The organism is Streptomyces sp. NPDC051315 (genome assembly GCF_044455165.1).
Taxonomy (GTDB): domain Bacteria; phylum Actinomycetota; class Actinomycetes; order Streptomycetales; family Streptomycetaceae; genus Streptomyces.
The window spans coordinates 47,720-72,973 of the sequence record NZ_JBITEN010000008.1 but is presented as its reverse complement, the minus strand read 5'-3'; the positions used below and the strand labels follow the sequence as shown (position 1 = coordinate 72,973).

Below are 25,254 nucleotides of genomic sequence, written 5' to 3'. Positions count from 1 at the left end.
GGAGCCGGGCACCCGGCTACGCGGCCCGAACGGCGTCACGGGGTGGTGCCTGTCGCGCGGGTGGTCCTCGCACCCGTCGCCCTGGAAGCCGCGCCGGTGTGCGGGCCGGACCGGGACCGGACGGGAGCCGGGCCGGCACGGCCGGTGACCACGGGGTGGGGCTCGCCCCGCCGGATCCGCGTCGCAGGGCCGGCCGACCACTGTAGGCACGCGGCGGCACCCCGGAACAGGGCGCACGCCCGCCTGCCTCCTGCCCCGTCCTCTGCGCCGTCCGCCCCCGCCCGTGCGCCCTGCCCGAAAGGCGGGTCAGCCGTCCCAAGGCCCAGTCGGCGACCCCCGGCAGGTCGGTGCCGTGGACGCCGGGTCAGCCGTCCCAGGCCCAGTCGGCGACCTCCGGCAGGTCGGTGCCGTGGACGCGGATCCAGTCGTGGTGGCGCAGCCGCGCGTCCGCCATCCGCTGCCGTACGACGGCGGCGCGCACCGCGAGGCCGGGGACGCGGTCGATGACGTCCATGACCAGGCGGTAGCGGTCGAGGTCGTTGCGGACGACCATGTCGAACGGCGTCGTGGTGGTGCCGATCTCCTTGTAGCCGCGTACGTGCAGGTGGGCGTGGCCCGAGCGGCGGTAGGCGAGGCGGTGGATCAGCCACGGGTAGCCGTGGTAGGCGAAGACGACCGGCTTGTCGGTGGTGAACAGGCCGTCGTACTCGGAGTCGCTCATCCCGTGGGGGTGTTCCTCGCTCGGCAGCAGCCGGGCGATGTCGACGACGTTCACCACCCTCACGCACAGCTCCGGCAGGTGACGGCGGAGCAGCTGGGCGGCGGCCAGCACCTCCTGGGTGGGCACGTCGCCCGCGCAGGCGAGGACCACGTCCGGTTCGCGGGTGCCGTCCTCGGTGCCGGCCCACTCCCACACGCCGGCGCCACGCGCGCAGTGGACGCGGGCCTGGTCCAGGGTCAGCCAGTCGAAGCAGGGCTGCTTGCCGGCGACCACGACGTTGACGTAGTCGCGGCTGCGCAGCACGTGGTCGGCCACCGACAGCAGGGTGTTGGCGTCCGGCGGCAGGTAGACGCGCACGGCCTCGGGGCTCTTGTTGAGGATGTGGTCGACGAAGCCGGGGTCCTGGTGGGAGAAGCCGTTGTGGTCCTGGCGCCAGACGTGGGACGTCAGCAGGTAGTTGAGGGAGGCGATGGGGGCACGCCAGGGGAGCCGCCGTGTCACGCGGAGCCATTTGATGTGCTGGTTGACCATCGAGTCGACGATGTGCACGAACGCCTCGTAGCAGGAGAACAGCCCGTGTCGGCCGGTCAGCAGATATCCCTCCAGCCAGCCCTGGCAGGTGTGTTCGGAGAGGATCTCCATCACCCGGCCGTGCCGGTCGAGGTGTTCGTCGACCTGGAGGGTCTGCGCCTGCCAGGCCTTGCCGCTGGCGCCGTAGACGGCCTGGAGACGGTTGGAGGCGGTCTCGTCGGGTCCGACGAGCCGGAAGTCGCGCCGCCCGGCGGTGGCGCGCATGACGTCCTCCAGCATTTCGCCCAGCACTCCGGTGGGTTCGTGCAGGGTCGCGCCGGGCTTGTCGACGGGTACGGCGTACGGCTCCAGGTCGGGCAGCGGGAGTGCGCGCAGCAGGAGTCCGCCGTTGGCGTGCGGGGTGGATCCGAGGCGGCGGCCGCCCTCGGGGATCCAGGCCAGGACGTCGAGCCGCGGGCTGCCGTCCGCGTCGAAGAGTTTCTCGGGCCGGTAGGAGCGCAGCCATGTCTCCAGCTGGCGCAGGTGGTCGGGGTTGTCCCGGACGGCGGCCAGCGGTACCTGGTGGGCGCGCCAGGTGCCCTCCACGGGCAGGCCGTCGACCTGGGCGGGGCCGGTCCAGCCCTTCGGGGTGCGCAGCACGATGACCGGCCAGCGCGGGCGCTCGCCGGTGCCGTCCTCGCGGGCTGCGCGCTGAAGGGCGGCGATGCGGTCGAGCGCGGTGTCCATGGCCTCGGCCATCGCGCGGTGGACGGCGGCCGGGTCGTCGCCGGTGACGTGGATCGGGTCGTGGCCGTAACCGCGCAGCAGTTCGTCGAGCTCGGGCTCGGGGAGGCGGGCGAGGACCGCCGGGTTGGCGATCTTGTAGCCGTTGAGGTGGAGGATGGGCAGGACGGCGCCGTCGTGGACGGGGTCGAGGAACTTGTTGGAGTGCCAGGACGCGGCCAGCGGCCCGGTCTCGGCCTCGCCGTCGCCGATCACACAGGCGACGAGCAGGCCGGGGTTGTCGTAGGCGGCGCCGTAGGCGTGGGAGAGCGAGTAGCCGAGTTCGCCGCCCTCGTGGATCGACCCGGGGGTCTCGGGGGCGACGTGGCTGGGGACGCCGCCGGGGAAGGAGAACTGCCGGAACAGGCGGGCCATGCCGGCCGCGTCCCGGGTGACGTCGGGGTAGGTCTCGGTGTACGAGCCCTCCAGCCAGGAGTTGGCGACCACCGCGGGGCCGCCGTGGCCGGGGCCCCAGACGCACAGGGCGTCGAGGTCGCGGGTGCGGATGACGCGGTTGAGGTGGGTGTACACGAGGTTGAGGCCGGGCGAGGTGCCCCAGTGGCCGAGCAGCCGGGGTTTGACGTGCTCCGGGCGCAGCGGCTCGGTGAGCAGGGGGTTGGCCATGAGGTAGATCTGGCCGACGGACAGGTAGTTCGCGGCGCGCCAGTGGGCGTCCAGCGTCCTCAGCTCGTCGTCGGTGAGCGGGGCGGGCGCCTGCTGGGTGTCGACGGACATCTCGGGTTCCCTTCCGGATCGGGGGGCGGCGGGAGGTGTTCTGTGGTCCGTACCTCCCCACCCTGTCCCGGCCGCCGGGTACCCGCCAGGGCCGATCGGCCCATCCGGACCAACCGGACGGACCGATGGGTTCCCCCGTCAGTGGCCGGTGCGTCCCCGGTCGAGCTCGTCGATGTGGGCCACGTTCTTGCGGTCCTCGGCGTCCGCACCGGCCTCGGCGGTGAACCAGGCGTCCAGGATCTCCTTGAGCAGCGGCTCGGAGGTGAGGCGCAGGCTGAGCGCGAGGACGTTCGCGTCGTTCCAGCGGCGGGCGCCGTCGGCCGTGTACGCGTCGGTGCACAGGGCGGCGCGGACGCCGGGCACCTTGTTCGCGGCGATCGACGCGCCGGTGCCGGTCCAGCAGCAGACCACCGCCTGCCGCGAGGTCCCGTCGGCGACGTCCCGGGCAGCCGCCTCCGAGCACACCGCCCACTGCGGGTCGGCTCCCGGACGCAGGGCCCCGTGCGTCACGACGTCGTGGCCGCGGCCGCGCAGCTCGGCGACGAGGGCACGGGCCACGGGTTCGTCCATGTCGGAGGAGACGGAGATGCGCATGCTTCGGAGCCTACTGAGTGCACGGTTGTGGACGCCACGGACGCCGCCGCCCTAAGGTGCGGGGAAAGCGCTTTCTGCATGCTCATGCCATGAACCCGTTCCCGCAGGAAGGGAAGCGAGAGTGCCCTCCAACGCACCGCAGGACCCGTCGCAGGACCCGTCGCAGTGGTGGAGCCGCAAGTCGTTCCTGAGGGGAATGACGGCCGTCGGGCTGACCCCGCTGCTGCCCGGCGTCCTTCCCGCGGCCGCCACCCCGGCCGCGGCGGCGGACCGCCCGGACTTCACGCTGGTGCGCGACGGCGTCGCGGTCGACGTGTTCGTGGACGCGGCGGACGACGCCGCCGTGATCCGCGCGGCCGGCGACCTCCGGGCGGACGTCGAACGGGTCGCCGCCGTCCGGCCGGTCCTGCGGCACACGCTTCCCGAGCGGGCGGCGGGCCTGGTCGTGGTCGGCACCCTCGGCGCCAGCCCGGTCGTCGACCGGCTCGTCGCGCAGGGGCGGCTGGACGTCTCGCGGGTGCGGGGCCGCTGGGAGGCCTCAGTGACCCAGGTGGTGGAGCACCCGCTGCCCGGCGTGGACCGCGCCCTGGTGATCGCGGGCAGCGACCGGCGGGGCACCGTCTACGGCGTCTACGACACCTCGGAGCGCATCGGCGTGTCGCCCTGGTACTGGTGGGCCGACGTCCCGGTCGCGCGGCGCGGGACCGTGACCGTGCCGGCCGGCCCCCTCAAACGGTACGAGCCGTCCGTCCGCTACCGGGGCGTCTTCGTCAACGACGAGCAGAACCTCACCACCTGGTCCCACCGCACCCAGGAGCCGGACAAGAACATCGGCCCCAGGACCTACGAGCGGATCTTCGAGCTGCTGCTGCGCCTGAAGGCCAACTACCTGTGGCCGGCGATGCATCCGTACTCCGACTTCTTCAACAAGCACCGCGAGAACCCCGAACTCGCCGACCGCTACGGCGTCGTCGTCGGCTCCAGCCACCCCGAGGCCCTGCTGCGCAACGGCGTCCACGAGTGGGAACCCTGGGCGCGGGACCACCCCGGCGCGGACGGGAGCCCGCCGGTGTACGACTACACGGTGAACCCCGGTGTCATCTCCGACTACTGGAGAGCCCGGGCCCGTGAGAACGCGGCCTACGAGAGCAGCTGGACGCTCGGCATGCGCGGCCTGCACGACAGCGCGCTGGAGACGAAGCACGCCACCACCGTCCCCGAGAAGGTCGCGGTGATGAACGCCATCATCGCCGACCAGCGCCGGATCCTGGCCGAGGAGGTCGGCGCCGCGGCCGAGCCGCAGATCTTCATCCCGTACAAGGAGGTCCTGGAGCTGTACAACGCGGGCGTCCAGGTCCCCGAGGACGTCACGCTGATTTGGCCCGACGACAACCACGGCAACATGCGCCAGCTGCCCGACGCGGCGGAGCGCGCCCGCGCGGGCGGCAACGGCATCTACTACCACCTCTCCTACTGGGGCCGGCCCCGCAGCTACCTGTGGCTGGACACCACCCAACTGGCCAAGGTGTGGCAGGAGTTGCGGCGCGTGTACGAGCACGGGGCCGACCGCATGTGGATCTTCAACGTGGGTGACGTCAAGTCGGTCGAGACCGGTCTGTCCTTCTGCATGGACATGGCCTGGGACGTGGACCGGTGGCAGGCCGACGACGTCGAGGGCTTCCTCGCCCAGTGGGCCGGACGGCAGTTCGGGCGCCGTCACGCCGGGGAGATCGCCGCGATCCGCACCGAGTACTACCGGCTGGCGGCGGAGAGACGCCCGGAGTTCATCGACCGCCAGATCTTCTCCGTCGTCCACCACGGTGACGAGGCGGGACGCCGGCTGGCCGCCTACGACCGGCTGCTGGAGCGGGTGCGGGCCGTGGGGGCCAAGCTGCCAAAGGCGTACCGGGACGCCTTCTTCGAGCTGGTCGAATACCCGGTGCACGGCGCCTACCTGATGAACCTCAAGTACTACTGGGCGGACCGCAACGCGCTGGCCGTGCGACAGGGCCGGGGGGCGGGCACCAACCGTTTCGCGGACCTGGCGCACGCCGCGCACGCCGAGGAGGCGGCGCTCACCCAGCGGTACAACACCCAGGTGGCGGGCGGAAAGTGGGACGGGATCGTCAATCCGTACCCGTCCCAGATACCGAAGGCGCCGGGCCGCCCGACGGTCACCCGCCTCACCCGGCAGGAGACATCCGGACTGGGCGTGGCGGCCGAGGGCAACGAGACCGGCACGGCACGGCCCCTGTCCTTCACCTCCCTCACCCGGGACCGTCGTTTCGTGGACGTCTTCAACACGGGTTTCCTGCCGGTGGAGTGGGCGGCGGAGGCGGACCGTCCGTGGGTGGTGCTGAGCGCGGCGGGCGGATCACTGGCCGAGCAGCTGCGGCTGTGGGTGGAGGTCGACTGGGCTCGGGTGCCGGAGGGGACGTGGGACGCGACGGTCACCGTCAGCGGCGCCGGGCAGCGGTTCGAGGTGCCGCTGCGGGTCCGCCACGACGGGGAGCGCGCGCGGCGGCGGGCCCGCGGGTTCGTCGAGGCCCACGGATACGTCTCGATCGACGCCGTGCACGCCGACCGCCGGGTGGCGCGCGGCGGGGCCCGCTGGCGGACCGTGCGCGGGCTGGGCCGCCGTACGGCCGCCGTGGAGGCGGTGCCCTCGACGGCGGCGACGGTCACCGGTGACGTCGCCGCCCGGGCGCCCGAGTTGAGGTACCGGGTGCACTTCGACGGCACCGGGACCTTCCCCGTGACGGTGTTCCGGCTGCCCTCCCTCGACGAGCGCGGCCACCGTCGCCTGGCACTCGCCCTCGACGACCAGCCCGTGACCGTCCTGTCCGGTCAGGCCGTCGCCACCGGCAACCGGGGCGACGCCTGGGCCCGCAACGTCGAGGAGGGCGTCGAGAAGCTGACCGCCACCGTGACGGTCACGGAACCCGGTGAACACGTCCTGCGCCTCTTCATGGTCGACCCCGCGATCGCCGTCGATCAGATCGTCATCGACACGGGCGGGCTGCCGGCGGCGTACCTGGCGCCGCCGGAGAGTTACCACCCGGTGTTCCGTCCCGAGCCGGTGCCGGCAGGGGACGGGGTGGACGCGCCCGCGCTGTAGCCGGCGGGCGGGGTCACCGGCCGCGCCCGTCCGCGAGCCTCCCCGCACCACCGCTCCCGCGTGTCCGGGAGCGGTGGTGCGGGGAGGCTCGACCGCCCGACGCCCGCGTCGGCGTGCGGCGGCCGGAGGTGTCGCGGCCGACGGGTGCGGCGCGAGCCCCGCGGCCGGCTACCGGCGCCCGTGCCGGTGTACGCGGGTGTGCAGCAGGTCGGGGTCGTCCATGGTGGAGTGCGCCGCGACGTGCGTCGGCGGCGTGCTCCCGGTGCGCGGGCGTGCGTCGCCGGCACCGGCCTGGCGTCGTGGGCCGTAGGGGCGGACGGCGCCGCTTCCGCGCGTACGTGGGGTCGTAGGGCCGGACGGCCCCGCTTCCGTGCGTGCGCGGGGCCACCCGGCCCTACCGCCCCGGCCGGTGCGTGGGCTTGGCTTTCCTCATGGCGCACACGCACACCGGCACCGGGCCGTGCCGCACCGAGCGCACCGTCGGCGGCACGACCGTCCTGGAGCCGTACGGCGAGATCGACATCCTCACCGCGCCGCCCGTGTCGGCGCGGCTCGACGCCCCTGACCGCCGCGCCCCGCCCCGACCTGGTGGTCGACCTGCGCCCGGTGTCCTTCATCGACTGCGCCTGCTGTGCCGGGCGCGCAGGCGCACCGAGGAGCGGCGGGGCCGACTGCGCATGGTCTCCGACGACGCCCGTCTGCGGTCTCTCCTGCGCCTGACCGGTCTGGCCGGCGTCTTCGAGCTGCACCCCCGCCTCACCGACGCCCTGCGGCCGGCCGACTGCCGAACGGGAACGAGAGGATCAGGAACGATGACCACCACCACCTTGGCCGCGGCCCTTCCGGTCCAGCACCGGGAGCGTCTGACGCGCATCGCCCACGAGGTCTCTTCGGTATGGGCGCCCGCCTCTTCGGGGAGGGACGGCACGCCGACCGTTTCTGGATCGTGCGGACCGGCACGGTCGCCCTCGATCTGCACGTGCCGGGCCGGCGCGCCGCCGTCATCCGACCAGGAAGCCGCCGATTCCGCTGAGCCCGCGGGAGCCCAGGACCAGCAGGTCGGCGTCGTTCGCCGCGTCCGTCAGGACGTCGGCGGGCCGGCCGGTCCGCCGTTCCGCGGTGACGTCCACGCCGGGGTGGCGCGGGGCGAGCCCCTCGGCCGTCTCCCGCGTCATGCGCTCGCTCCAGTGCCCCTGCGTCTCGGCGCCGGGCGACGGCGCCTGGGCCATGGGCCGGGGGGCGGGCTCGTCCGCGTGGACGACCTTCAGCGGCAGGCCCCGCAGCCTCGCCTCCGGACGCGCGGTGCCGAAGGTCCGTCGCCGTCCGCGCACAGCCGGTGAGCAGCGGTACGATCCGGCCGTCCTCCCGTCCTCCCGTCCTCCCGCGCTCCCGCGCTCCCGCCAGAACCTCGCTCCGGTCCCCGGGGCCGGCCGAGGGCGCGGTCCGGGCTCCCGGCCTGGGCGGCGGCGACCTCCACGCCGGGGAGCCCACCCCCCGCGACGTACGACGAGCGGACGTGACCTGCACCATAGGTGGCCTGGGACATAGCAGTTTCACTGCCCGGTTGTGGATAGTTTGAGGTGCTTGCCCGCGCCCAGTGTTGCGTCATCGGGTACACCGTCCTCTCGACCGACCAGGAGACCCATGCGCCCCCGAGGACCTTCCGTCCCGCTCATAGCCGCCGTCCCCCGCCTCGCCCTGGCCGGCGGCGCCCTGACCGTGGGCGTCGGCGGTCTGTACCTCGCCGGGCTGCTGGTCACGGGCGGCGAGATCGAGGACGGCACGACGGTGCGCGGGGTGGGCATCGGCGGTCTGAGCCAGGGGGAGGCCGTGCGGAAACTGGAGCGGCACCTGGCGGCGGCCGGATCGCGGGAGCTGGCCGTGAGGGTCGGCGACCGCGGCGGCACGGTGGACCCGCGGGCGGCGGGTCTCTCCTTCGACGCCGAGCGGACCGTCGACCGGGCGGCACGCACCGGCGCCGACCCGTTCAGCGTGATCGCCGGATTCTTCCGCTCGGGCGGCGCCATCGAGCCGGTCGTACGCGTCGACGAGGACAAGGCCCACGCCACCCTGGGACAGTTGGCGCGAACCCTCGACCAGAAGGTCCGCGACGGCGCCGTCGCCTTCGCGGACGGCCGGGTCGAGCAGGTCGCCCCGCGCACCGGGTACGCGCTGGACGTGGACGCCGCGGTCGGCCCCCTGCGCGCCGCCTTCCTGCGCGGCGCGGCGGGCTCGGTCACGGCCCTGCCCGCCCGCGCGACCGAGCCGAAGGTCACGGCGCAGGAGGTACGGCGGGCGGTGCGCGAGTTCGCGCAGCCGGCCATGTCGGCGCCGGTCACCCTCACCGCGGACGGCAAACGGTTCACGATCGACCAGGCCGTGCTGAGCGACCACCTCGCCCTGCGGCCGGACGGCTCCGGCAGGCTGACACCGCGCCTCGACGCCGAGGGCCTGCGCGCCACCCCCGCCGTGGCCCGGCCCCTGGCCGAGATCACCACCACCCCGCGGAACGCCCGGCTGCGGCTCGACGGCGACCGGGTCGTCGTCGCCGAGGACGCCAGGATCGGCGTCCAGGTCACCGACAAGGCGCTGGGCAAGGCCGTACTGCCGCTGCTGACGAGGTCGGGCGCCGCCCGCGCCGGCGAGGTCGCCGCACGGCGTACCCAGCCGGAGGTGACCCGTGAGAACGCCGCGCGGCTGGGCCTCACGGAGAAGATGTCCTCCTTCACCGTCGACTTCGAGCCCGCGCCGTACCGCACGAAGAACATCGGGCGGGCCGTGCAGCTCATCAACGGCTCCGTCGTCTCGCCGGACGAGACCTGGAGCTTCAACCGGACCGTCGGCGAACGCACCGAGGCCAACGGTTTCGTCGAGGGCATCATGATCCTCGACGACCAGTTCACGAAGGCGCCCGGCGGCGGGGTCTCGGCCGTCGCCACGACCGTCTTCAACGCGATGTTCTTCGCGGGCGTCAAGCCCGTCGAGTACGGCGCCCACTCCTTCTACATCGAGCGCTACCCGGAGGGCCGCGAGGCGACGGTCGCCTGGGGCAGCCTCGACCTGCGGTTCACCAACGACTCCGGCCACACCCTCGCCATCCAGGCGGAGTCCACCGACACCTCCGTGACCGTCACCTTCCTCGGCACCGGGAAGTACGACGAGATCAGGTCGGTCAAGGGACCACGCAGCCAGGTGAAGCAGCCCGCGCGCGAGGTGAGCGACGCCGAGGAGTGCGTGCCGCAGACACCGCTCGAGGGTTTCGACGTCACCGTGGAACGCGTTTTCTACGACGCCGGCCGGGAGGTGAAGCGGGAACCGTTCCGCACCCACTACACGCCGCGTGACGAGATCGTGTGCGAAGTGGATGCGGAGTGAAAGTGTCGCGAATCGGCGCAGAATTCCGAGCTGAGCGTCTACGAACGGGTCCGTCGCCGCCTGGCCGACGAACTCGGCCGCACGCCCGTGTCGGCGCTGCGCCGGGAACCGCCCTCCGAACACCGGTCCCGGCGCACCCTGCCGCGGCGGTCACACCCCCGGGGGATGGGACCTGCCGCCGCGGCGGCCCGATGGGTCTGCCGGTCGGTCGGCGGCAGCCTTCGTCGGCTGCTGCGTGTCCTGCCCGTCCTGCGCGGCGGCCCGCGCCTGCTCCGCCTTCTCGGCCCGCAGCAGCATCGACCCGGCGATGCACCCGCCCAGCAGGACCGCTGCGGCACCGATGAGCTGACTGAGCGTCAGAGCCTGCGCGAAGCTGTCCCGGACCTCGTCCAGCAGTCCCGAGGAACCCTCGGCCGCGGCGACGGCCGCCGGATAGGAATCACCGGCGGCCGGGTGCAGCGCGTCGGGCACCGCCTGGGCGAAGATCCCGGTCAGGAGCGCGCCGAGGACGCCGATGCCCAGGCCACTGCCCAGCTCCTGCAGGGTGTTGTTCACCCCGGACCCGTTGCCGGCGCGCTCGCGGGGGATGGAGCTCATCAGCGCGTTGGCGACCAGGGGACCCGAGATGCCCGCGCCACCGCCCAGCAGCAGACCGGCCACCAGGGCGTAGCCGTTCTCGTCGGGCGCCAGCGCCACGGTGAGCAGCCCGGCGGCCGAACAGGTGACCCCGATGAGGATGCCCTTGCCGACGCCGACCGCCTTCAGCGCCCGCGGGCTGACCAGGATGCTGCACGCCAGGACGCCGACGGCCATCGGGGCGAGCTGGGCGCCGGCCTCCAGCGGGTCATGACCGCCATGGCCACGGCGACCGTGCTCGCCGCGCTGTCCTGCGTCGCCTCCCTCCCGGTGGTACGGCACGAGCCGCGCGCCCGGGGCGTCGCCGCCGAGTCCGATCCCGGTTCGGCGTGACACCGACCGGCACGCCTCCGCCGCCCGACCGCGCTGACGCCCCCGAGCAGGCGAGGGAGGCGGTATGCGGGGCGGTGGTGCCGCTGCGCCCAACGCCTGCCGCGCCGACGAGCGCGCGCAGGGCCGCGGCGGCGCCGGTGACCGGTCCGGGGGCGGTGCCCACCGGCGTCTTCGCGTACGGCCCCTCGGCCGGCCCGGTCGTCCCCGGACACGGCCGGCCGAGCCGCCGGCAGGAGACGGCCCGAACCCGCCGAGCACGCACCGGCCGCGGATCCGACCGGGCGCCGTCGGCCGATGCCCGGAGGGAGGGACCACGGGGCGAGGGTCGGGGCGAGGGTCCTCGTCCTGTGCGTTCACGGAACCCCCGACGGGGACGATGGCTCACGGAACCTCCGACGGAGTCGATCGGGCGGAGACGCGTGACAGCGGGCACTCACGTACGCCCCGCAGCCGGGTCCGGCGGCTCATGCGGGAAGCGCACCTTCGTGCACGTGACCTTCGCTCCCACAAGGTCGATACTTCCAAGAGCAGCACTCGGCCGCACCACGTCGGCCCCCTGCGGACCGCCACGATCGAGAAGAGGTCACCGCCCGCTCCGACCAGCGAAGACGCAGATCGCAGACACGCCTGCCGAGATCTCCAGGAGGTTCCCATGAGGATGCTCATCAACGTCCCCGAAACCGTGGTCGCCGACGCGCTGCGGGGGATGGCCGCCGCTCACCCCGAGCTGACCGTCGACGTCGAGAACCGGGTGATCGTACGGCGGGACGCGCCGGTGGCCGGGAAGGTCGCCCTGGTGTCGGGCGGCGGTTCGGGACACGAGCCGTTGCACGGGGGGTTCGTGGGGCCCGGGATGCTCTCGGCGGCCTGTCCGGGGGAGGTCTTCACCTCGCCCGTGCCCGACCAGATGGTGCGCGCGGCGGCCGCCGTGGACAGCGGGGCCGGGGTGCTGTTCGTCGTGAAGAACTACACCGGCGACGTCCTCAACTTCGACATGGCGGCCGAGCTCGCCGAGGACGAGGGCATCCGGGTGGCGAGGGTGCTGGTCAACGACGACGTCGCGGTGACCGACAGTCTCTACACGGCCGGGCGGCGCGGTACGGGCGCCACGCTGTTCGTCGAGAAGATCGCGGGGGCGGCGGCCGACGAGGGGCAGCCGCTGGAGCGGGTCGAGTCGATCGCCCGGCAGGTCAACGAGAACGCGCGCAGCTTCGGCGTGGCGCTGAGCGCGTGCACGACGCCCGCCAAGGGCAGCCCGACCTTCGACCTGCCTCCCGGAGAACTGGAACTGGGCATCGGCATCCACGGCGAGCCCGGACGGGAACGGCGCCCGATGATGACCTCCGGTGAGATCGCCGACTTCGCGGTCCACGCCCTCCTGGAGGACATGTCACCGCGCAGCCCGGTCCTGGTCCTGGTCAACGGCATGGGTGCGACGCCGCTGCTGGAGCTGTACGGCTTCAACGCCGAGGTGCAGCGGGTGCTGGCCGAGCGCGGGGTCCCCGTCGCCCGTACGCTCGTCGGCAACTACGTGACGTCCCTCGACATGGCCGGCGCCTCGGTGACCCTGTGCCAGGTCGACGAGGAGCTGCTGCGGCTCTGGGACGCGCCGGTGAGGACGCCGGGGCTGCGCTGGGGCATGTGAGACGAGGGGGACACCCCTCGCCGGACTCGACTACCAGGCAAGGAGATCCAGTGCTCGACGCCGCTTTCTTCCACCGTTGGATGACGGCCACCGCCGCCTCCGTCGACCGTGAGGCGGAACGGCTCACGGCCCTCGACTCGCCCATCGGTGACGCCGACCACGGCAGCAACCTCCAGCGCGGTTTCCACGCCGCCGTCGCCGCCCTGGAGAAGGAGACGCCGGAGACCCCCGGCGCCGTCCTCACCCTGGTCGGACGCCGGCTCATCTCGACGGTCGGCGGGGCGTCCGGTCCCCTGTACGGCACGCTGCTGCGCCGGACCGGGAAGGCGCTCGGGGACGCGGCCGAGGTGAGCGAGGAGCAGTTCGCCGAGGCGCTGCGCGCGGGCGTGGACGCGGTGATGCAGCTCGGCGGGGCCGCGCCGGGCGACAAGACGATGATCGACGCCCTGGTGCCCGCCGTGAACGCCCTGGGCGACGGATTCGGCGCTGCCCGCGCCGCGGCCGAGCAGGGGGCCCTCGCCACGACCCCCCTGCAGGCCCGCAAGGGCAGGGCGAGCTATCTGGGCGAGCGCAGCATCGGGCACCAGGATCCCGGAGCCACCTCGTCGGCCCTGCTCGTCGCGTGTCTTTCGGAGGCAGCCGGTGAGTGACGACCAGCGGGTCGGGATCGTGCTCGTGTCGCACAGCGCGGACGTGGCCGCCGCCGTGGCCGGGTTGGCGCGGGGGCTGGCAGGCGGCGGGACCGACGTGCCCGTCGCTCCGGCGGGCGGCACCGAGGACGGCGGGTTCGGCACCAGCGCGGAGCTGATCGCCGCCGCTGCCGCCGCCGTGGACCGCGGCGCCGGGGTCGCCGTCCTCACCGACCTCGGCAGTGCCGTGCTCACCGTCAAGACGCTGCTCGCCGAGGGCGACGAACTGCCCGCCGGAACCCGGCTCGTGGACGCGCCCTTCCTGGAGGGCGCGGTGGCCGCCGTCGTCACGGCGGCGACGGGGGCCGACCTCGACGCGGTCGAGGCGGCGGCCGCCGAGGCGTACACCTACCGGAAGGTCTGACCACCGCTCGGTCGCCCCCGCCCCCGCCGGATACGGCGTCCGCGGGCGGACGGCGCGTGGCGCGGCGCCTCGACGCGGCCGCCCGGTGCCCGACGCGGCCGGAGCCGCCGCGGCCGCGGACACGGCATCCCGGTCGGCGCCCCCGGGTTCCGGAGGGCGTCCCGGCCGGCGTCCCCGGGGTCCGGGGAACCCGGCTGACGCACGGGCGGGTGAGGTCCGGTTGCTCAGGTCAGGCCGTCGGCCGCGACGGCGAGGGCCGAGCGGATGGCGTCCGCCAGCCCCGCTCTCGCCGCCGCCCTGTCCTCCCGGGTACCGGCGGTGCGCCAGGCGTGCTGCTCCACTGCCGCGCGCAGGGCCGCGTTGAACATCGCCGCCTGGATCGCCGGCCGCAGGTCGTCGGGTGGCAGGCCCGCCCGGTCGGCGAGGGCGCGGGCGAACGCCGGCTCGGCCTCGTCGTAGGTCTGGAGCCAGACCGCGCGCAGGCCCGGTTCGGTGCGGGTCAGCCGGACCAGGGCCGCGACGGTGGCGGGGTCGGGACCGACGAGGAGCCGCTGGTCCTCCCCCAGGGCCCGGGCGAACGCCTCGGCCAGGGGCCGGCCGGGGCGCCACTGCCGCAGACAGGTGGCGATCAGGTCGATGCCCGCCGAGAAGAGCGGGCTCACGCAGTTCTCCTTGCTCGGGAAGTACCGCCACACGGTCCGGGCCGACACCCCGACCGCCTGCCCGATCTGTTCGCCGGTGGTGGCCGCGACGCCCTGGTCGACGAAGAGGTCCACCGCGGCACGGGCGATCTCCAGCCGGATCTCGGCCTTGCGCTCCTCGGTCAGGGGCGGTCGCCCCGTGCGTCCGCGGGATGCCGTCATCCGGCCCTCCGGTTCCAGTCGCCGTTCAGCACTGTCCGTGCGCCGGAAATTCTTCACCATGACTTTATGTCACTCACAGACATTAAGTCGTAGGGTGAGGGCTCGCCGGGCTCGACGCCCGCCCCACCCCGAAGAAGACAGCACACGGAGGAGAGCCCATGGCCACTGGACTGGACGGACGCGGCGTCATCGTCACCGGAGCGGGTTCGGGCATCGGTCGCGCCGCCGCCCTGGGCTTCGCGGCGGAGGGGGCGCGGGTCCTGGTGGCCGACCTGAACGCCGAGGGGGCCCGCGCCGTCGTCGACGAGATCGAGCGGGCGGGCGGTACGGCCGTCGCCGTCCCCGGCGATCTGAGTGAGCGGGCGGTCGTCGACGAGGTGGCCGCCACCGCGGTGGAGGGCTTCGGCGGGGTGGACGTACTGGTGAACAACGCCGGGATCATGGACCGCATGTCGGCACTGGCGGACGTGAGCGACGCGGAGTGGGAGCGGGTCATCCGGGTCAACCTGACCGCCCCGTTCCTGCTGACCCGCGCGGTGCTCCCGCACATGCTGGCCGCCGGCCGGGGCGCGATCGTCAACACGGCGTCCGAGGCGGGCCTGCGGGGCAGCGCGGCGGGCGCGGCCTACACGGCCTCGAAGCACGGCGTGGTGGGACTGACCAAGTCACTGGCGGTGATGTACCGGGGCAAGGGCATACGGGCGAACGCGATCGCGCCGGGCGGCACGAGGACCGGCATCGTCGTGGACGTCGAGCAGGGCACCCACGGCCCGGCGGCGCTCGGCCCGCACTTCGTCAACGTCGGCCGCTTGGCCGAGCCGGAGGAGCAGGCCGCCGCGATCGTGTTCCTCGCCTCCGACGCGGCGAGCGACATCAACGGCGTGATCCTGCCGGTCGACGACGGCTGGTCGACGGTCTGACGGGCCGCACTTGGGACGGCCCCGGGCGCCCACCCCGGACACCCCCCGAGTCCGCGCCCCGGACACTCCCGAGTCCGCGCCCCGGACGCCCCCGATCCAGCCCCGGACGGCCGACGGTGCCTGCCCCGGACAGCCCCCGCCCCTCGTCCCGGACGGCCGCCGCCGCCCACGCCCTCGGCCGCCGGTGCCGGCCGCTCGCATGCCGGGATCCCCGCGGGAGCCGTACGGTGCACGGCTTCCGCCGGTGCGAGAGGGGCCGGGGACCGGCGCCCGTCTCGGCGCCGGCCGCCCGGCCGCCCCGCCGGCGCGGGATCAGCGACGACAGCGGTCCGCGCCATCGGCACGAACTCCCGAGCTCTCAGGGGGAGTTCGGCCGTGAGGAGCTTCAGCATACGTAACCGGGGTGACCGCCCGCCCACACCGGTCCCCGTTCCGCCGCCCTCTTGATGTGTTCGCGCCACCGCGTCATATTGGTCCGGACCATTGCCGCCGTGCCGGGCCGGGAGGCGAAGCCGTGCGACGCGTTGTGCTGTGCGGAGGTGTCCTCGTGGCGTGCTGCGCGTGCGCGGGTCCGGGCGGCGGGGACGAGGGGCGGGCGCCGGGTGCCCCCACGGGGGTCACCGCCGAGGCGGGAAGCGCCACCAGCGTGCACGTGATGTGGAACGCGGTCCCCGCGGTCAGCGCGTACGAGGTGTACCGGGGCCCCACGAAGGTCGCGGTCGTGCCCGCCTCCGGGCGCATGCTCGACGTCACCCGCCTGGCGCCGTCCACCACCTATGTCTTCACCGTGCGCGCCCGGGATGCCGAGGGGCGGCTCGGGCCGCGCAGCCGGGAGGTACGGGCGACGACGCCGGCGGCGGTCGCGACGGACCGCACGCCCCCGACCCGGCCGCATGGCGCCACCGGCCGGGCGGCCGGGAGCCGGGCGGCCCAGCTGTCCTGGTCGGCGTCCACGGACGACCGCGGAGTGGTGTCCTACGACGTCTACCGGGGCGGCACGAAGATCCACAGCGTCGGCGGCAACCAGACCGCGACGGTGGTCACGGGACTGCGGCCGGGCACCCGGTACACCTTCACCGTGCGGGCGCGCGACGCGGCCGGCAACCTCTCGCCGGCCGGCGCGCCGGTGCGCCTCACCACCGCGCCGGGCTCCGACGAGGGGCGGGACACCGCGCCCACGGAGTTCCGGGCCACGGCCCGGCCGGCCGACGGGGCGTACTACATCGACCTGGCCTGGGTGCCGCCGCGCGTGGACGGCGTGGTCACGGAGTACCAGATCCAGCTCGACGGGCGGCCGGCCACCTCGCTCGTGTGGGGCGGGACGCCTCCGCGCGACCGGGCCTCCTACAGCTTCTACGTGGGGCAGGAGGCCGGCGCCGGGCACCGGGTGCGGCTGCGGGCCCGGCTGCCGGACGGGAGCTGGGGCGCGTTCTCGGCGGAACGGACGGTCACGACGGGCCCCGGGCCGCGTTGAGCCGTCCGGAGGAATCCGTCACCCGGACGGGGGCGGCCGGGGTGCGGAGCCTTCCCGGGAGACGTTGGCTGCCCCTGTGGCAGCACGGGCGTACCCGACCTTCGGCGGCGCAAGGGATGTACCGCCAACCGTGCCGCCGGAGGACATCCGATGCGCACTTCCCGTCTTCTCGTCCGATCCGGACTGACCGTGGCAGCCGCCGCCGCGCTTCCGCTCGCCGTGACCGCCCAGCCGGCCGCCGGGGTCTCCGGCATCTCCGTCAGCACGACCGGCTCCACGGTGTCCGTGGTGACCGGCGCGTGCACGCAGATCAGCGGCAGCTGGGGCACGGCGTCACTGCTCACCAGCAGCCAGGCCAACTTCGCCCAGGGGCGCCAGGTGGCGCTGTCCGGCACGAGCGTCAGCCAGTCCGCGGCCTGGTCGAGCGTCAGCCCGGGCACGTACACGGTCGTCGTCGTGTGCTCGAACGGCAGCACCGCGGGCAGCCAGTCGGTGATCGTGTCCGCCGCGTCCACGCCGACGATCTCCACCACGGCCTCGCCCTCGCGGGGGGTCATGGGCGGCGTGGGCGGCGCGGTGCGCGAGTACGGCGCGGTCACCATGGCGGTCGGCGGGGCGCTGGTCGGCTCCGGCATCATCGCGGCGGCCTGGTTCCTGCGCCGCCGCTCGAAGCCGTACCGCCTCTGAGCCCGCCTCTCGGCCCGCCTCCGGGCCGTACGGCCACTGTGGGCCCCGCCGCCCGCGCGAGCCGTACGGCCCCGGGGCGGTGGGGCGCCGGGCCGTAGGGCCTTCAGGACGCCTGACCGGTCGGGCCGGGCAGTTCCTCCAGGGCCTCGGTGAGCCACTGCGTCCAGAACGTCTCCAGCTCGATGCCGGCGCGCAGGACCAGGTGCTGGATCCTGGCCTGCGCGCTGTCGTCGCCCGGCGGGAAGTCGCGCCTCTCGATCTCCTCGTACTCGGCCAACTGCCGCCGGTGCAGGTCGAGATGGCGGCGCAGATCGGCCTCCAGGCCGGCGGTGCCCACGACGGCGGCGGCGCGCAGCCGCAGCAGCAGCGCGTCCCGGTGCGGTCGGGGGTCCTGCGCCGCGGCCGTCCACCGCTCCAGTTCGGCGCGGCCCGCGGGCAGGACCTCGTAGGCCTTCTTCTGCCCGCGGGCCGGCTGCTCGGACGGCAGGGCCCGGATGTACCCCTCGGCCTCCAGTTTTCCCAGCTCGCGGTAGATCTGCTGGTGCGTCGCCGACCAGAAGTAGCCGATCGACTTGTCGAAGCGGCGGGTCAGATCCAGCCCCGACGACGGCTTCTCGAGCAGGGCGGTGAGGATCGCGTGCGGGAGTGACATGGGGGTCATCCTAGGGACGCGTCCGGCGGGGCCTACAGCGCCGCCGCCAGCTCGGTTCCCTGCTTGATGGCCCGCTTGGCGTCCAGTTCGGCGGCCACGTCGGCGCCGCCGATGAGGTGGGCGTTCACACCGGCGGCGACCAGCTCCTCGTACAGGTCCCGGCGCGGGTCCTGGCCGGTGCACAGCACGATGGTGTCGACCTCCAGGACCGTGCTCTCCTCGCCGACGGTGACGTGCAGTCCGGCGTCGTCGATTCGGTCGTAGCGCACGCCCGGGACCATCGTCACCCCCCGGTGCTTGAGCTCGGTGCGGTGGATCCAGCCGGTGGTCTTGCCGAGGCCGGCGCCGACCTTGGTCGTCTTGCGCTGGAGCAGGTGCACGGTGCGCGGCGGGGCGGGGCGTTCCGGCGCGGCGAGGCCGCCGGGCGCCGCGTAGTCCATGTCGACGCCCCAGTGGCGGAAGTACGTCGCCGGGTCCTCGCTCGCCTTGTCTCCGCCGTCGGTGAGGAACTCGGCGACGTCGAAGCCGATGCCGCCCGCGCCGAGGATGGCGACGCGGTCGCCGACCGGGGCGCCGTCGCGCAGGACGTCGAGGTAGCCGACGACGCTCGGGTGGTCGACGCCGGGGATGTCGGGGGTGCGGGGGGTGACGCCGGTGGCGACGACGACCTCGTCGTAGCCGGTCAGGTCCGCCGCCCCGACGGGCGTGTTCAGCCGTACGTCCACGCCGTGCGCGTCGAGCTGGTGGCGGAAGTAGCGCAGCGTCTCGTCGAACTCCTGCTTGCCGGGGACCCGGCGGGCGACGTTGAGCTGGCCGCCGATCTCGCCGGCGGCGTCGAACAGCGTGACCTCGTGGCCGCGTTCGGCCGCCGACACCGCGCACGCGAGGCCCGCCGGTCCGGCTCCGACGACCGCCACGCGCTTGCGCCGCCGGGTCGGGGAGAGGACCAGCTCGGTCTCGTGGCAGGCGCGCGGGTTGACCAGGCAGGAGGTGATCTGCCCGCTGAAGGTGTGGTCGAGGCAGGCCTGGTTGCAGCCGATGCAGGTGTTGATGGCCTCGGGCGTGCCGGCCGCGGCCTTGGCGACGAAGTCGGGGTCGGCGAGCATCGGGCGGGCCATCGACACCATGTCCGCGCAGCCGTCGGCGATCAACCGCTCGGCGAGTTCGGGGGTGTTGATGCGGTTGGTGGTGACGAGCGGGACGGACACCGCGCCCATGAGCCGCTTCGTCACCCAGGTGTAGGCGCCGCGCGGCACGGAGGTGGCGATGGTGGGGATGCGGGCCTCGTGCCAGCCGATGCCGGTGTTGATGAGGGTCGCCCCCGCCTCCTCGACGGCCTTCGCGAGGGTGACGACCTCGTCGAGCGTCGAGCCGCCGGGCACCAGGTCCAGCATCGACAGCCGGTAGATGACGATGAAGTCCTCGCCGACCGCCTCGCGCACCCGCCGGACGATCTCCACGGGGAAGCGCATGCGGTTCTCGTACGATCCGCCCCAGCGGTCGGTGCGCCGGTTGGTGGGCGCGGCGATGAACTCGTTGATGAGGTAGCCCTCGGAGCCCATGATCTCGACGCCGTCGTAGCCGGCCTGCCGGGCGAGACGGGCGGCGCGGGCGTAGTCGTCGATGGTGCGCTCGATGTCGGCGTCGGTCAGCTCGCGCGGCGGGAAGGGGCTGATCGGGGCCTGGAGCGGGCTGGGGGCGACCAGGTCGCGGTGGTAGGCGTAGCGGCCGAAGTGCAGGATCTGCAGGGCGATGCGGCCGCCCTCGCGGTGCACGGCCTCGGTGATCGTCCGGTGCTGTTCGGCCTCCGCGTCGGTGGTGAGCTTCGCCCCGCCCTCGTACGGGCGTCCCTCGTCGTTGGGGGCGATGCCGCCGGTGACGATCAGGCCCACTCCCCCGCGCGCGCGGGCGGCGTAGAACTCCGCCATGCGCTCGAAGCCGCGCTCGGCCTCCTCCAGGCCGACGTGCATCGAGCCCATCAGGACGCGGTTGGGCAGCGTGGTGAAGCCCAGGTCCAGCGGGCTCAGCAGGTGCGGGTAAGGGCTCATGGCAGGCCTCCGTGCGCGGTGTCGTCCCCAGTAGTTCTAGAGGACCGCGCACGGATTATGCAACTAGTTGCACAATGAGCCGGAGGGTCTGTGCCGCAGGTCACGGCGGCTCTGTGCCGTCGTCACCGGCTCATGCCGTCGTGGTGGGGGCCCGCCCCGCCGCCTGTCGGCCCGTGTCCGTCGTCACCGGCTTTCGAGCAGGACGTGCAGTTCCCTCTCCTGGTCCCCCGAGGCCGAGGAGAGGTCGCGCACGGTGAACAGGGAGTCCAGGGTCGAACGCAGCCGCTCGATGGCCCAGTAGCTGCCCTGCGCGTCGGCCTCGACGGAGGACGAGAGCCGGGCGGGAGCCGGAGGCTCGTGGGCGTCGGTGACCTCGAAGGTGCCGAGCCACACCATCGGACGGGTGTCGTGGAGTTGCTCGGGGACGTCCTCGGCGCAGCGGTCGGACTCGAAGCACGCGCACAGCGCGTCGAACACGATCCGGGCGTCCTCCTTGCTGCAGCCGCTGATCTCGACGGAGACGGACTCCTCGTGCGATCGCTCGCGGTCCATCGTGATCGCTCCTCTCATGGCGGTGACGCGATAGCGCGGGTTCCCCGCGAACCGCGTCACATCCCAAGAAAAGCACCACTTTTCCGGGCGGGCACCACCTGCGGGGCGCCCGCCCGGGACGGATGTCACCCGCGCGTGAGGCGGTACGTCCTGCTGTCCGTCACCACGCAGAAGCCCGGCGAGAGCACGATCACCCGCAGGGTGCCGCTACGGCGGTCGTAGTCGACGCCCTCCGTCTCGAACGTGCCCGAGCAGGAGCTGCGCAGCGGGAGCTGGCGCAGGGCCGTGACATGGCCGGTCACGTCGGAGGTGCCGCCCGGTTCGGCGGACAGGTCGACCTGGAGGAGGGGCTTGGTGATGCCGAAGAGGGTGCCCGCCGGGTCGTCGGATGAGCACAGGAGGGTGGTCGGGCCGGTGAAGTCGCAGCCCTGGACGTCGCGCACGGCGTGGTCGAGGCGGACGGTGGAGACCTGCGGCAGGTTCGCCGAGGGCGAGGTGCTCGGGTTGACGCCGGGGGTGGGGAAGACCAGCAGCCGGGTCATGGTGCCCCACTCGCCCGCCAGCATCCACTGGCCGCCGGGCGCGATCGCCACCCAGGAGTTGTTGAGGGCCTCACCGGAGCTCAGCGTGTGGACGTACTCCGACCAGGTGCCGCCGGGCGCCTGCACCCGGAACATCTTCGCGGTGCCCGAGTCGCGCTGGTAGGGCTCGATGTAGTGGCCGTCGTAGGAGGCGTCCGGGTCTCCGACGTGGTTCCAGCCGCGCACGCTCAGGCCGAGGGGGATGGTGCCGATGCCCGTGTAGCGGTTGGCGCTGTTGGCCGGGATCTCGACCGAGGTGAGGCCCTGACTCTCGGTCAGCGGGTCGGCGCGGTCGAAGCCGGCCTCGGTCCAGGTGTCGGCGGCCGCGGCGGGCGGTGCGGCCCCGAGGGCCGCGGCCGTCGCGGTGACCAGCGCAACCAGGGCGGCGCGGGCGGCACGCGCCGCGCGACGGGGTCTGCGGGCAGGGCGCAGGGGCATGGGTCTCCTCCGGGAGGGGGGTGGGTGCGCGCTCGGCCGACAGTCTGGCCGCCCCTGATCGTCATGTACAAGCCAAAGGAATGGACAGGTGCGGACCGTGAGGAGAACGGCGGGCTGCGCCGTACTGGAGGAGCATGGAAGACGGTGCACCAGGCGCGGGAGAAGCGGTTGTGCGCGGGAGAACAAGGGGAGTCGGCACGGGGGACGGCGTGCCGCGACGACCTCGGAGGTGGTACGTGGCATGAGTGCAGACGGATCGATCGCGGCCGAGGCGAGCGGCCCGACCGGACCCAGCGGGCTGCTGGACGTGCTGAACGTGGCCTCGGTGGTGCTCGACACCGACGGACGGATCGTCCTGTGGAGCCCGCAGGCGGAGGAGTTGTTCGGCTACTCGGCGCGGGAGGCGCTGGGCCGGTACGCGGCACACGTGATGGTGCACGAGCGCCACTTCGAGCTGGTCGTGAAACTGTTCGCCGACGTCATGTCGACCGGCCGCAGCTGGGCGGGCGCCTTCCCCATCCGGCGCAAGGACGGCAGCACGCGGCTGGTGGAGTTCCGCAACATGCGGCTGGTGGACGACCGGGGCGACGTCTACGCCCTGGGCCTGGCCGCCGACCAGTCCACGGTGCGCCGGCTGGAGCGGGACGTGGCCCTGTCCACGCGGATGGTCACGCAGTCCCCCATCGGCCTCGCCGTCCTCGACACCCGTCTGCGCTACGTCACGGTCAACCCCGCGCTGGAGCGGATCAACGGCGTCCCCGCGCAGGAGCACGTGGGCCGCACGGTCCGCGACGTGCTCCCCCTGCTGGACACGGAGGCGCTGGAGTCGGCCGCCCGCGAGGTGCTGCGGACCGGTGTGCCCCTCGTCGACCGGTCCGCCGTCGGCCGCACCCCCGCGGACCCCGACGAGGATCACGCCTGGTCGGTGTCGCTGTACCGGCTGGAGGACACCCGCGGCACCGTGCTGGGGGTGGCCCTCTCGGTCCTCGACGTCACCGAGCAGTACCGGTCGGGCATCGAGGCGGAGGCCGCGCGCCGCCGCCTGGCCCTGATCGCCGACGCCTCCGCACGGATCGGGACCACCCTGGACCTGGAGCAGACCGCGCGGGAGCTGGCCGAGGTCGCCGTGCCGGAGCTGGCCGACGTCGCCACCGTGGACCTGCTCGACGCCGTGGTCGCGGGCCGGCGCACCAGCCTCGGGCCCGCCGAACCGGCCGTGATCCGCGCGCTGGCCGTCCGGGCCGCCGACGGACCGGACGCCCTCGATGCCGCCGACTCGCCCGGACAGGTCACCCGCTACGCCCCCGACCGCTTCGTGACGGAGTGCGTGCGCACCGGCCGGCCGGTCATGGTGACGCGGGTCAAGGACGACGACCTGGCCCGTATCGCCCGCTCCTCGGAGGCGGCCGGGCTGCTGGAACGGGCGGGCGTCCACTCGTACCTGGCGGTCCCGCTCATCGCCCGGGGAGAGGTGCTCGGCGCCCTGGACCTCAGACGGACCCGCAACCCCGTGCCCTTCAGCCGGGACGACCTGCTGCTCGCCCGCGAGCTGGCCGCCCGCGCGGCCGTGCAGATCGACAACGCCCGCTGGTACCAGAACGCCCGGACCACCGCGCTCACCCTCCAGCGCAGCCTGCTGCCGAGCCATCCGCCGGTCACCGGAGGACTGGAGGTGGCCTCTCGCTACCAGCCCGCCGGAGCCACCACCGAGGTGGGCGGCGACTGGTTCGACGTCATCCCGCTGGACGGCGGCAAGACCGCCCTCGTCGTGGGTGACGTGATGGGCAGCGGCATCGACGCCGCCGCCACCATGGGCCGGCTGCGCACCGCGACCACCACCCTGGCCTCCCTGGACCTCGACCCGGCGGTGCTGCTGGAGCACCTCGACCGGATCACCTCGGGCCTGGACCACTCCATCGCCACCTGCGTGTACGTCGTCCACGACCCCGCCCTGGGCCGGTGCCGGATCGCCAACGCCGGACACCTGCCGCCCGCGCACGTGCGCCCCGGACGTCCACCGGAACTGCTCGACCTGCCCACCGGGGTGCCCCTGGGGGTGGGCGGGGTGGCGTTCTCCTCGACCGACGTCGACTTCGCCGTCGGCGACCAACTGGTGCTCTACACGGACGGGTTGGTCGAGACACGGTGGCACTCCCTGGACGAGCGCCTGGACGCGCTGCTCGCTCTGCTGGACGACCCGGCGCGCCCGCTGGAGGAGATGTGCGACCTGCTCCTGAGCGCGCTGCACCACCCCGACAACCACGACGACGTGGCCCTGCTCGTGGCGCGGGCCCGGGCCTGACGACGCCGTGCACCCCGCTTCGAATGCCGTCCAGGTGTCGGCGGAGCGGGGGTGCCGAGCTGGCCGGATGCTGCCTCCGTTTCACTTCGGGCGTCGCGCTCACCCAGGTGCGGCCCGGATCCGGCGCGCACGCCGGCCGCCTCGCCGCACGACGGACAGCCGTGCGCCGCACCCCGGAACGCCCGGCGAGCCGCGCCGTCGTCCTCGACGACGTACGCACCCCTGCCCGCCGTGCTCGGCGGCAAGGACCTGTCCGCGAGGCGCTCTTGGGAACGGGCCGGTGAGGAGTACCGCGAGCCGTCGTCACCGAGCGGGAGGGGTTCCCCGTCTCCCTGGCGCTTCCTCCTCCGCTTCCCTGGTACCGACCACCACGTGGGCGTACAGCTCCTCGTCCACCGCCACCCGCGTCGACAGTCCGCCGCGGGTGAACGCCTCGACGGCGGCCGGTGTCTGACGCTCACTCGTCTCCACGAGGAGGCAGCCGCCGGGCGCGAGCCAGTGCACCGCCCCGGCGGCCACCCGGCGCAGCACGTCGAGTCCGTCGGCGCCGCCGTCGAGGGCGGCGAGGGGCTCGTGGTCGCGTGCCTCCGCGGGCAGCAGCGGGACCTCGCCGGTGGGGACGTACGGCACGTTGGCGGCCAGGATGTCGACGCGGCCGCGCAACCGGACCGGAAGCGCCTCGAACAGATCGCCCGTGTGGACGTGCCCGCCGAGTGCGACGACATTGCGGCGGGCACAGCGCACCGCGGCCGGGTCGATGTCGGCGGCGTGCAGCTCGACCCGCCCGAGGGCCGTGGCGAGCGCCGCGCCGACCGCGCCGGATCCGCAGCACAGGTCCACCACGACGGACGCGTGCGGGGCCTGGGCGAGGGCCTGGGTCACGAGGAACTCCGTGCGGCGGCGGGGCACGAAGACACCCGGTTCGACGGCGACGCGCAGGCCGTGGAACTCGGCCCAGCCGACGACGAGTTCGAGGGGGAGGCCGGTGACGCGGCGCTCCACCAGGACGGCGAGCTCCACCGGTGTGCGGGCGGCGGCCAGGATCAGCTGCGCCTCGTCCTCCGCGAAGACGCACCCCGCGGCGCGCAGCGCCGTGACGACCGCGTCACGGGAGGGGGACGACGGAGAGGAAGGGGAGGCAGGAGACGAGGAGGGAGACAGTGGGGGCATGGAAGCCGAGAGCCTTTCGGGAGCCGAAGGGCGCTCTCACGGTCGCCTACCGGCGGCGGTCCGC

General features: G+C 73.9%; 20 protein-coding genes and 1 pseudogene. 11 read left to right on the top strand and 10 right to left on the bottom strand.

The genetic code is table 11. From position 1 onward, the window contains the following. Positions 1-364: 364 nt before the first annotated feature. Both ACIBBD_RS17050 and ACIBBD_RS17045 read right to left on the bottom strand, forming a co-directional pair. On the bottom strand, positions 365-2,749 hold the full coding sequence (locus tag ACIBBD_RS17050) for a phosphoketolase (protein ID WP_399420200.1): 2,385 nt from the start codon (positions 2,747-2,749) through the stop codon (positions 365-367). A gap of 138 nt (positions 2,750-2,887) precedes the next feature. Next, positions 2,888-3,343, bottom strand: a complete 456-nt coding sequence (locus ACIBBD_RS17045; RefSeq protein ID WP_399420199.1) for an RpiB/LacA/LacB family sugar-phosphate isomerase — start codon at positions 3,341-3,343, stop codon at positions 2,888-2,890. Positions 3,344-3,539: 196 nt separating this feature from the next. Between ACIBBD_RS17045 and ACIBBD_RS17040 the strand changes: the two genes are divergently transcribed. Beyond that, a complete protein-coding gene (locus tag ACIBBD_RS17040; RefSeq protein ID WP_399420458.1) occupies positions 3,540-6,461 on the top strand; it encodes a glycosyl hydrolase 115 family protein in 2,922 nt (973 codons plus the stop codon). 812 nt (positions 6,462-7,273) lie between these two features. Continuing rightward, a pseudogene (locus ACIBBD_RS17035) lies at positions 7,274-7,467 on the top strand (hypothetical protein); the annotation flags it as partial. On the opposite strand, the gene ACIBBD_RS17030 reads toward ACIBBD_RS17035, so the two are convergent. Further along, positions 7,463-7,792 carry a universal stress protein gene (locus ACIBBD_RS17030; protein ID WP_399420198.1) on the bottom strand — a complete coding sequence of 110 codons (330 nt, stop codon included), beginning with the start codon at positions 7,790-7,792 and terminating at the stop codon, positions 7,463-7,465. The pseudogene ACIBBD_RS17035 and the gene ACIBBD_RS17030 overlap by 5 nt on opposite strands. 313 nt (positions 7,793-8,105) lie before the next feature. Between ACIBBD_RS17030 and ACIBBD_RS17025 the strand changes: the two genes are divergently transcribed. Further along, on the top strand, positions 8,106-9,836 hold the full coding sequence (locus ACIBBD_RS17025; protein ID WP_399420197.1) for a VanW family protein: 1,731 nt from the start codon (positions 8,106-8,108) through the stop codon (positions 9,834-9,836). A gap of 150 nt (positions 9,837-9,986) precedes the next feature. Here the strand turns inward: ACIBBD_RS17025 and ACIBBD_RS17020 are convergent, their stop codons facing one another. Then, positions 9,987-10,649 carry a hypothetical protein gene (locus ACIBBD_RS17020; RefSeq protein WP_399420196.1) on the bottom strand — a complete coding sequence of 221 codons (663 nt, stop codon included), beginning with the start codon at positions 10,647-10,649 and terminating at the stop codon, positions 9,987-9,989. Positions 10,650-10,682: 33 nt separating this feature from the next. Between ACIBBD_RS17020 and ACIBBD_RS17015 the strand changes: the two genes are divergently transcribed. The 4 genes from ACIBBD_RS17015 to ACIBBD_RS17000 all read left to right on the top strand — a co-directional run bounded on the left by ACIBBD_RS17015 (position 10,683) and on the right by ACIBBD_RS17000 (position 13,503). Then, positions 10,683-10,805: a hypothetical protein gene (locus tag ACIBBD_RS17015; RefSeq protein ID WP_399420195.1), complete on the top strand. Its 123-nt coding sequence runs from the start codon at positions 10,683-10,685 to the stop codon at positions 10,803-10,805. Between the two features lie 652 nt (positions 10,806-11,457). Next, positions 11,458-12,450, top strand: a complete 993-nt coding sequence (dhaK, locus tag ACIBBD_RS17010; RefSeq protein WP_399420194.1) for a dihydroxyacetone kinase subunit DhaK — start codon at positions 11,458-11,460, stop codon at positions 12,448-12,450. A 50-nt stretch (positions 12,451-12,500) separates the two neighbouring features. Further along, on the top strand, positions 12,501-13,100 hold the full coding sequence (gene dhaL, locus ACIBBD_RS17005) for a dihydroxyacetone kinase subunit DhaL (RefSeq protein WP_399420193.1): 600 nt from the start codon (positions 12,501-12,503) through the stop codon (positions 13,098-13,100). After that, entirely contained in the window at positions 13,093-13,503 is a 411-nt protein-coding gene (locus tag ACIBBD_RS17000; RefSeq protein WP_399420192.1) for a PTS-dependent dihydroxyacetone kinase phosphotransferase subunit DhaM, read from the top strand. The genes dhaL and ACIBBD_RS17000 overlap by 8 nt, the downstream gene beginning before the upstream one ends. 224 nt (positions 13,504-13,727) lie before the next feature. Here the strand turns inward: ACIBBD_RS17000 and ACIBBD_RS16995 are convergent, their stop codons facing one another. Then, on the bottom strand, positions 13,728-14,366 hold the full coding sequence (locus ACIBBD_RS16995) for a TetR/AcrR family transcriptional regulator (RefSeq protein ID WP_399420190.1): 639 nt from the start codon (positions 14,364-14,366) through the stop codon (positions 13,728-13,730). A 158-nt stretch (positions 14,367-14,524) separates the two neighbouring features. Here ACIBBD_RS16995 and ACIBBD_RS16990 point away from each other — a divergent pair, with 158 nt between their 5' ends. The 3 genes from ACIBBD_RS16990 to ACIBBD_RS16980 all read left to right on the top strand — a co-directional run bounded on the left by ACIBBD_RS16990 (position 14,525) and on the right by ACIBBD_RS16980 (position 17,447). After that, positions 14,525-15,286: an SDR family NAD(P)-dependent oxidoreductase gene (locus ACIBBD_RS16990; protein WP_399420189.1), complete on the top strand. Its 762-nt coding sequence runs from the start codon at positions 14,525-14,527 to the stop codon at positions 15,284-15,286. Positions 15,287-15,800: 514 nt separating this feature from the next. After that, the gene (locus ACIBBD_RS16985) at positions 15,801-16,760 is read left to right on the top strand and encodes a fibronectin type III domain-containing protein (protein ID WP_399420188.1); all 960 of its coding nucleotides are present in this window, start codon (positions 15,801-15,803) and stop codon (positions 16,758-16,760) included. A 150-nt stretch (positions 16,761-16,910) separates the two neighbouring features. After that, complete coding sequence (locus ACIBBD_RS16980; protein WP_399420186.1) at positions 16,911-17,447, top strand: hypothetical protein; 537 nt, start codon at positions 16,911-16,913, stop codon at positions 17,445-17,447. A gap of 103 nt (positions 17,448-17,550) precedes the next feature. On the opposite strand, the gene ACIBBD_RS16975 is transcribed toward ACIBBD_RS16980, so the two are convergent. From ACIBBD_RS16975 to ACIBBD_RS16960, 4 genes are all read right to left on the bottom strand, one after another. Further along, positions 17,551-18,099, bottom strand: coding sequence for a PadR family transcriptional regulator (locus ACIBBD_RS16975; protein WP_399420185.1), 549 nt, complete (start codon positions 18,097-18,099; stop codon positions 17,551-17,553). Between the two features lie 32 nt (positions 18,100-18,131). After that, complete coding sequence (locus tag ACIBBD_RS16970; RefSeq protein ID WP_399420184.1) at positions 18,132-20,147, bottom strand: FAD-dependent oxidoreductase; 2,016 nt, start codon at positions 20,145-20,147, stop codon at positions 18,132-18,134. A gap of 183 nt (positions 20,148-20,330) precedes the next feature. Further along, the gene (locus tag ACIBBD_RS16965; RefSeq protein ID WP_399420183.1) at positions 20,331-20,699 is read right to left on the bottom strand and encodes a hypothetical protein; all 369 of its coding nucleotides are present in this window, start codon (positions 20,697-20,699) and stop codon (positions 20,331-20,333) included. Between the two features lie 125 nt (positions 20,700-20,824). Further along, a complete protein-coding gene (locus ACIBBD_RS16960) occupies positions 20,825-21,718 on the bottom strand; it encodes a hypothetical protein (protein WP_399420182.1) in 894 nt (297 codons plus the stop codon). Positions 21,719-21,959: 241 nt separating this feature from the next. Between ACIBBD_RS16960 and ACIBBD_RS16955 the strand changes: the two genes are divergently transcribed. Continuing rightward, positions 21,960-24,020: a SpoIIE family protein phosphatase gene (locus ACIBBD_RS16955; protein WP_399420181.1), complete on the top strand. Its 2,061-nt coding sequence runs from the start codon at positions 21,960-21,962 to the stop codon at positions 24,018-24,020. Between the two features lie 303 nt (positions 24,021-24,323). Here ACIBBD_RS16955 and ACIBBD_RS16950 read toward each other — a convergent pair whose 3' ends face one another. Beyond that, positions 24,324-25,190 (bottom strand): putative protein N(5)-glutamine methyltransferase, encoded by an 867-nt coding sequence (locus ACIBBD_RS16950; RefSeq protein ID WP_399420179.1) that lies wholly within the window; start codon positions 25,188-25,190, stop codon positions 24,324-24,326. Between the last annotated feature and the right edge of the window lie 64 nt (positions 25,191-25,254).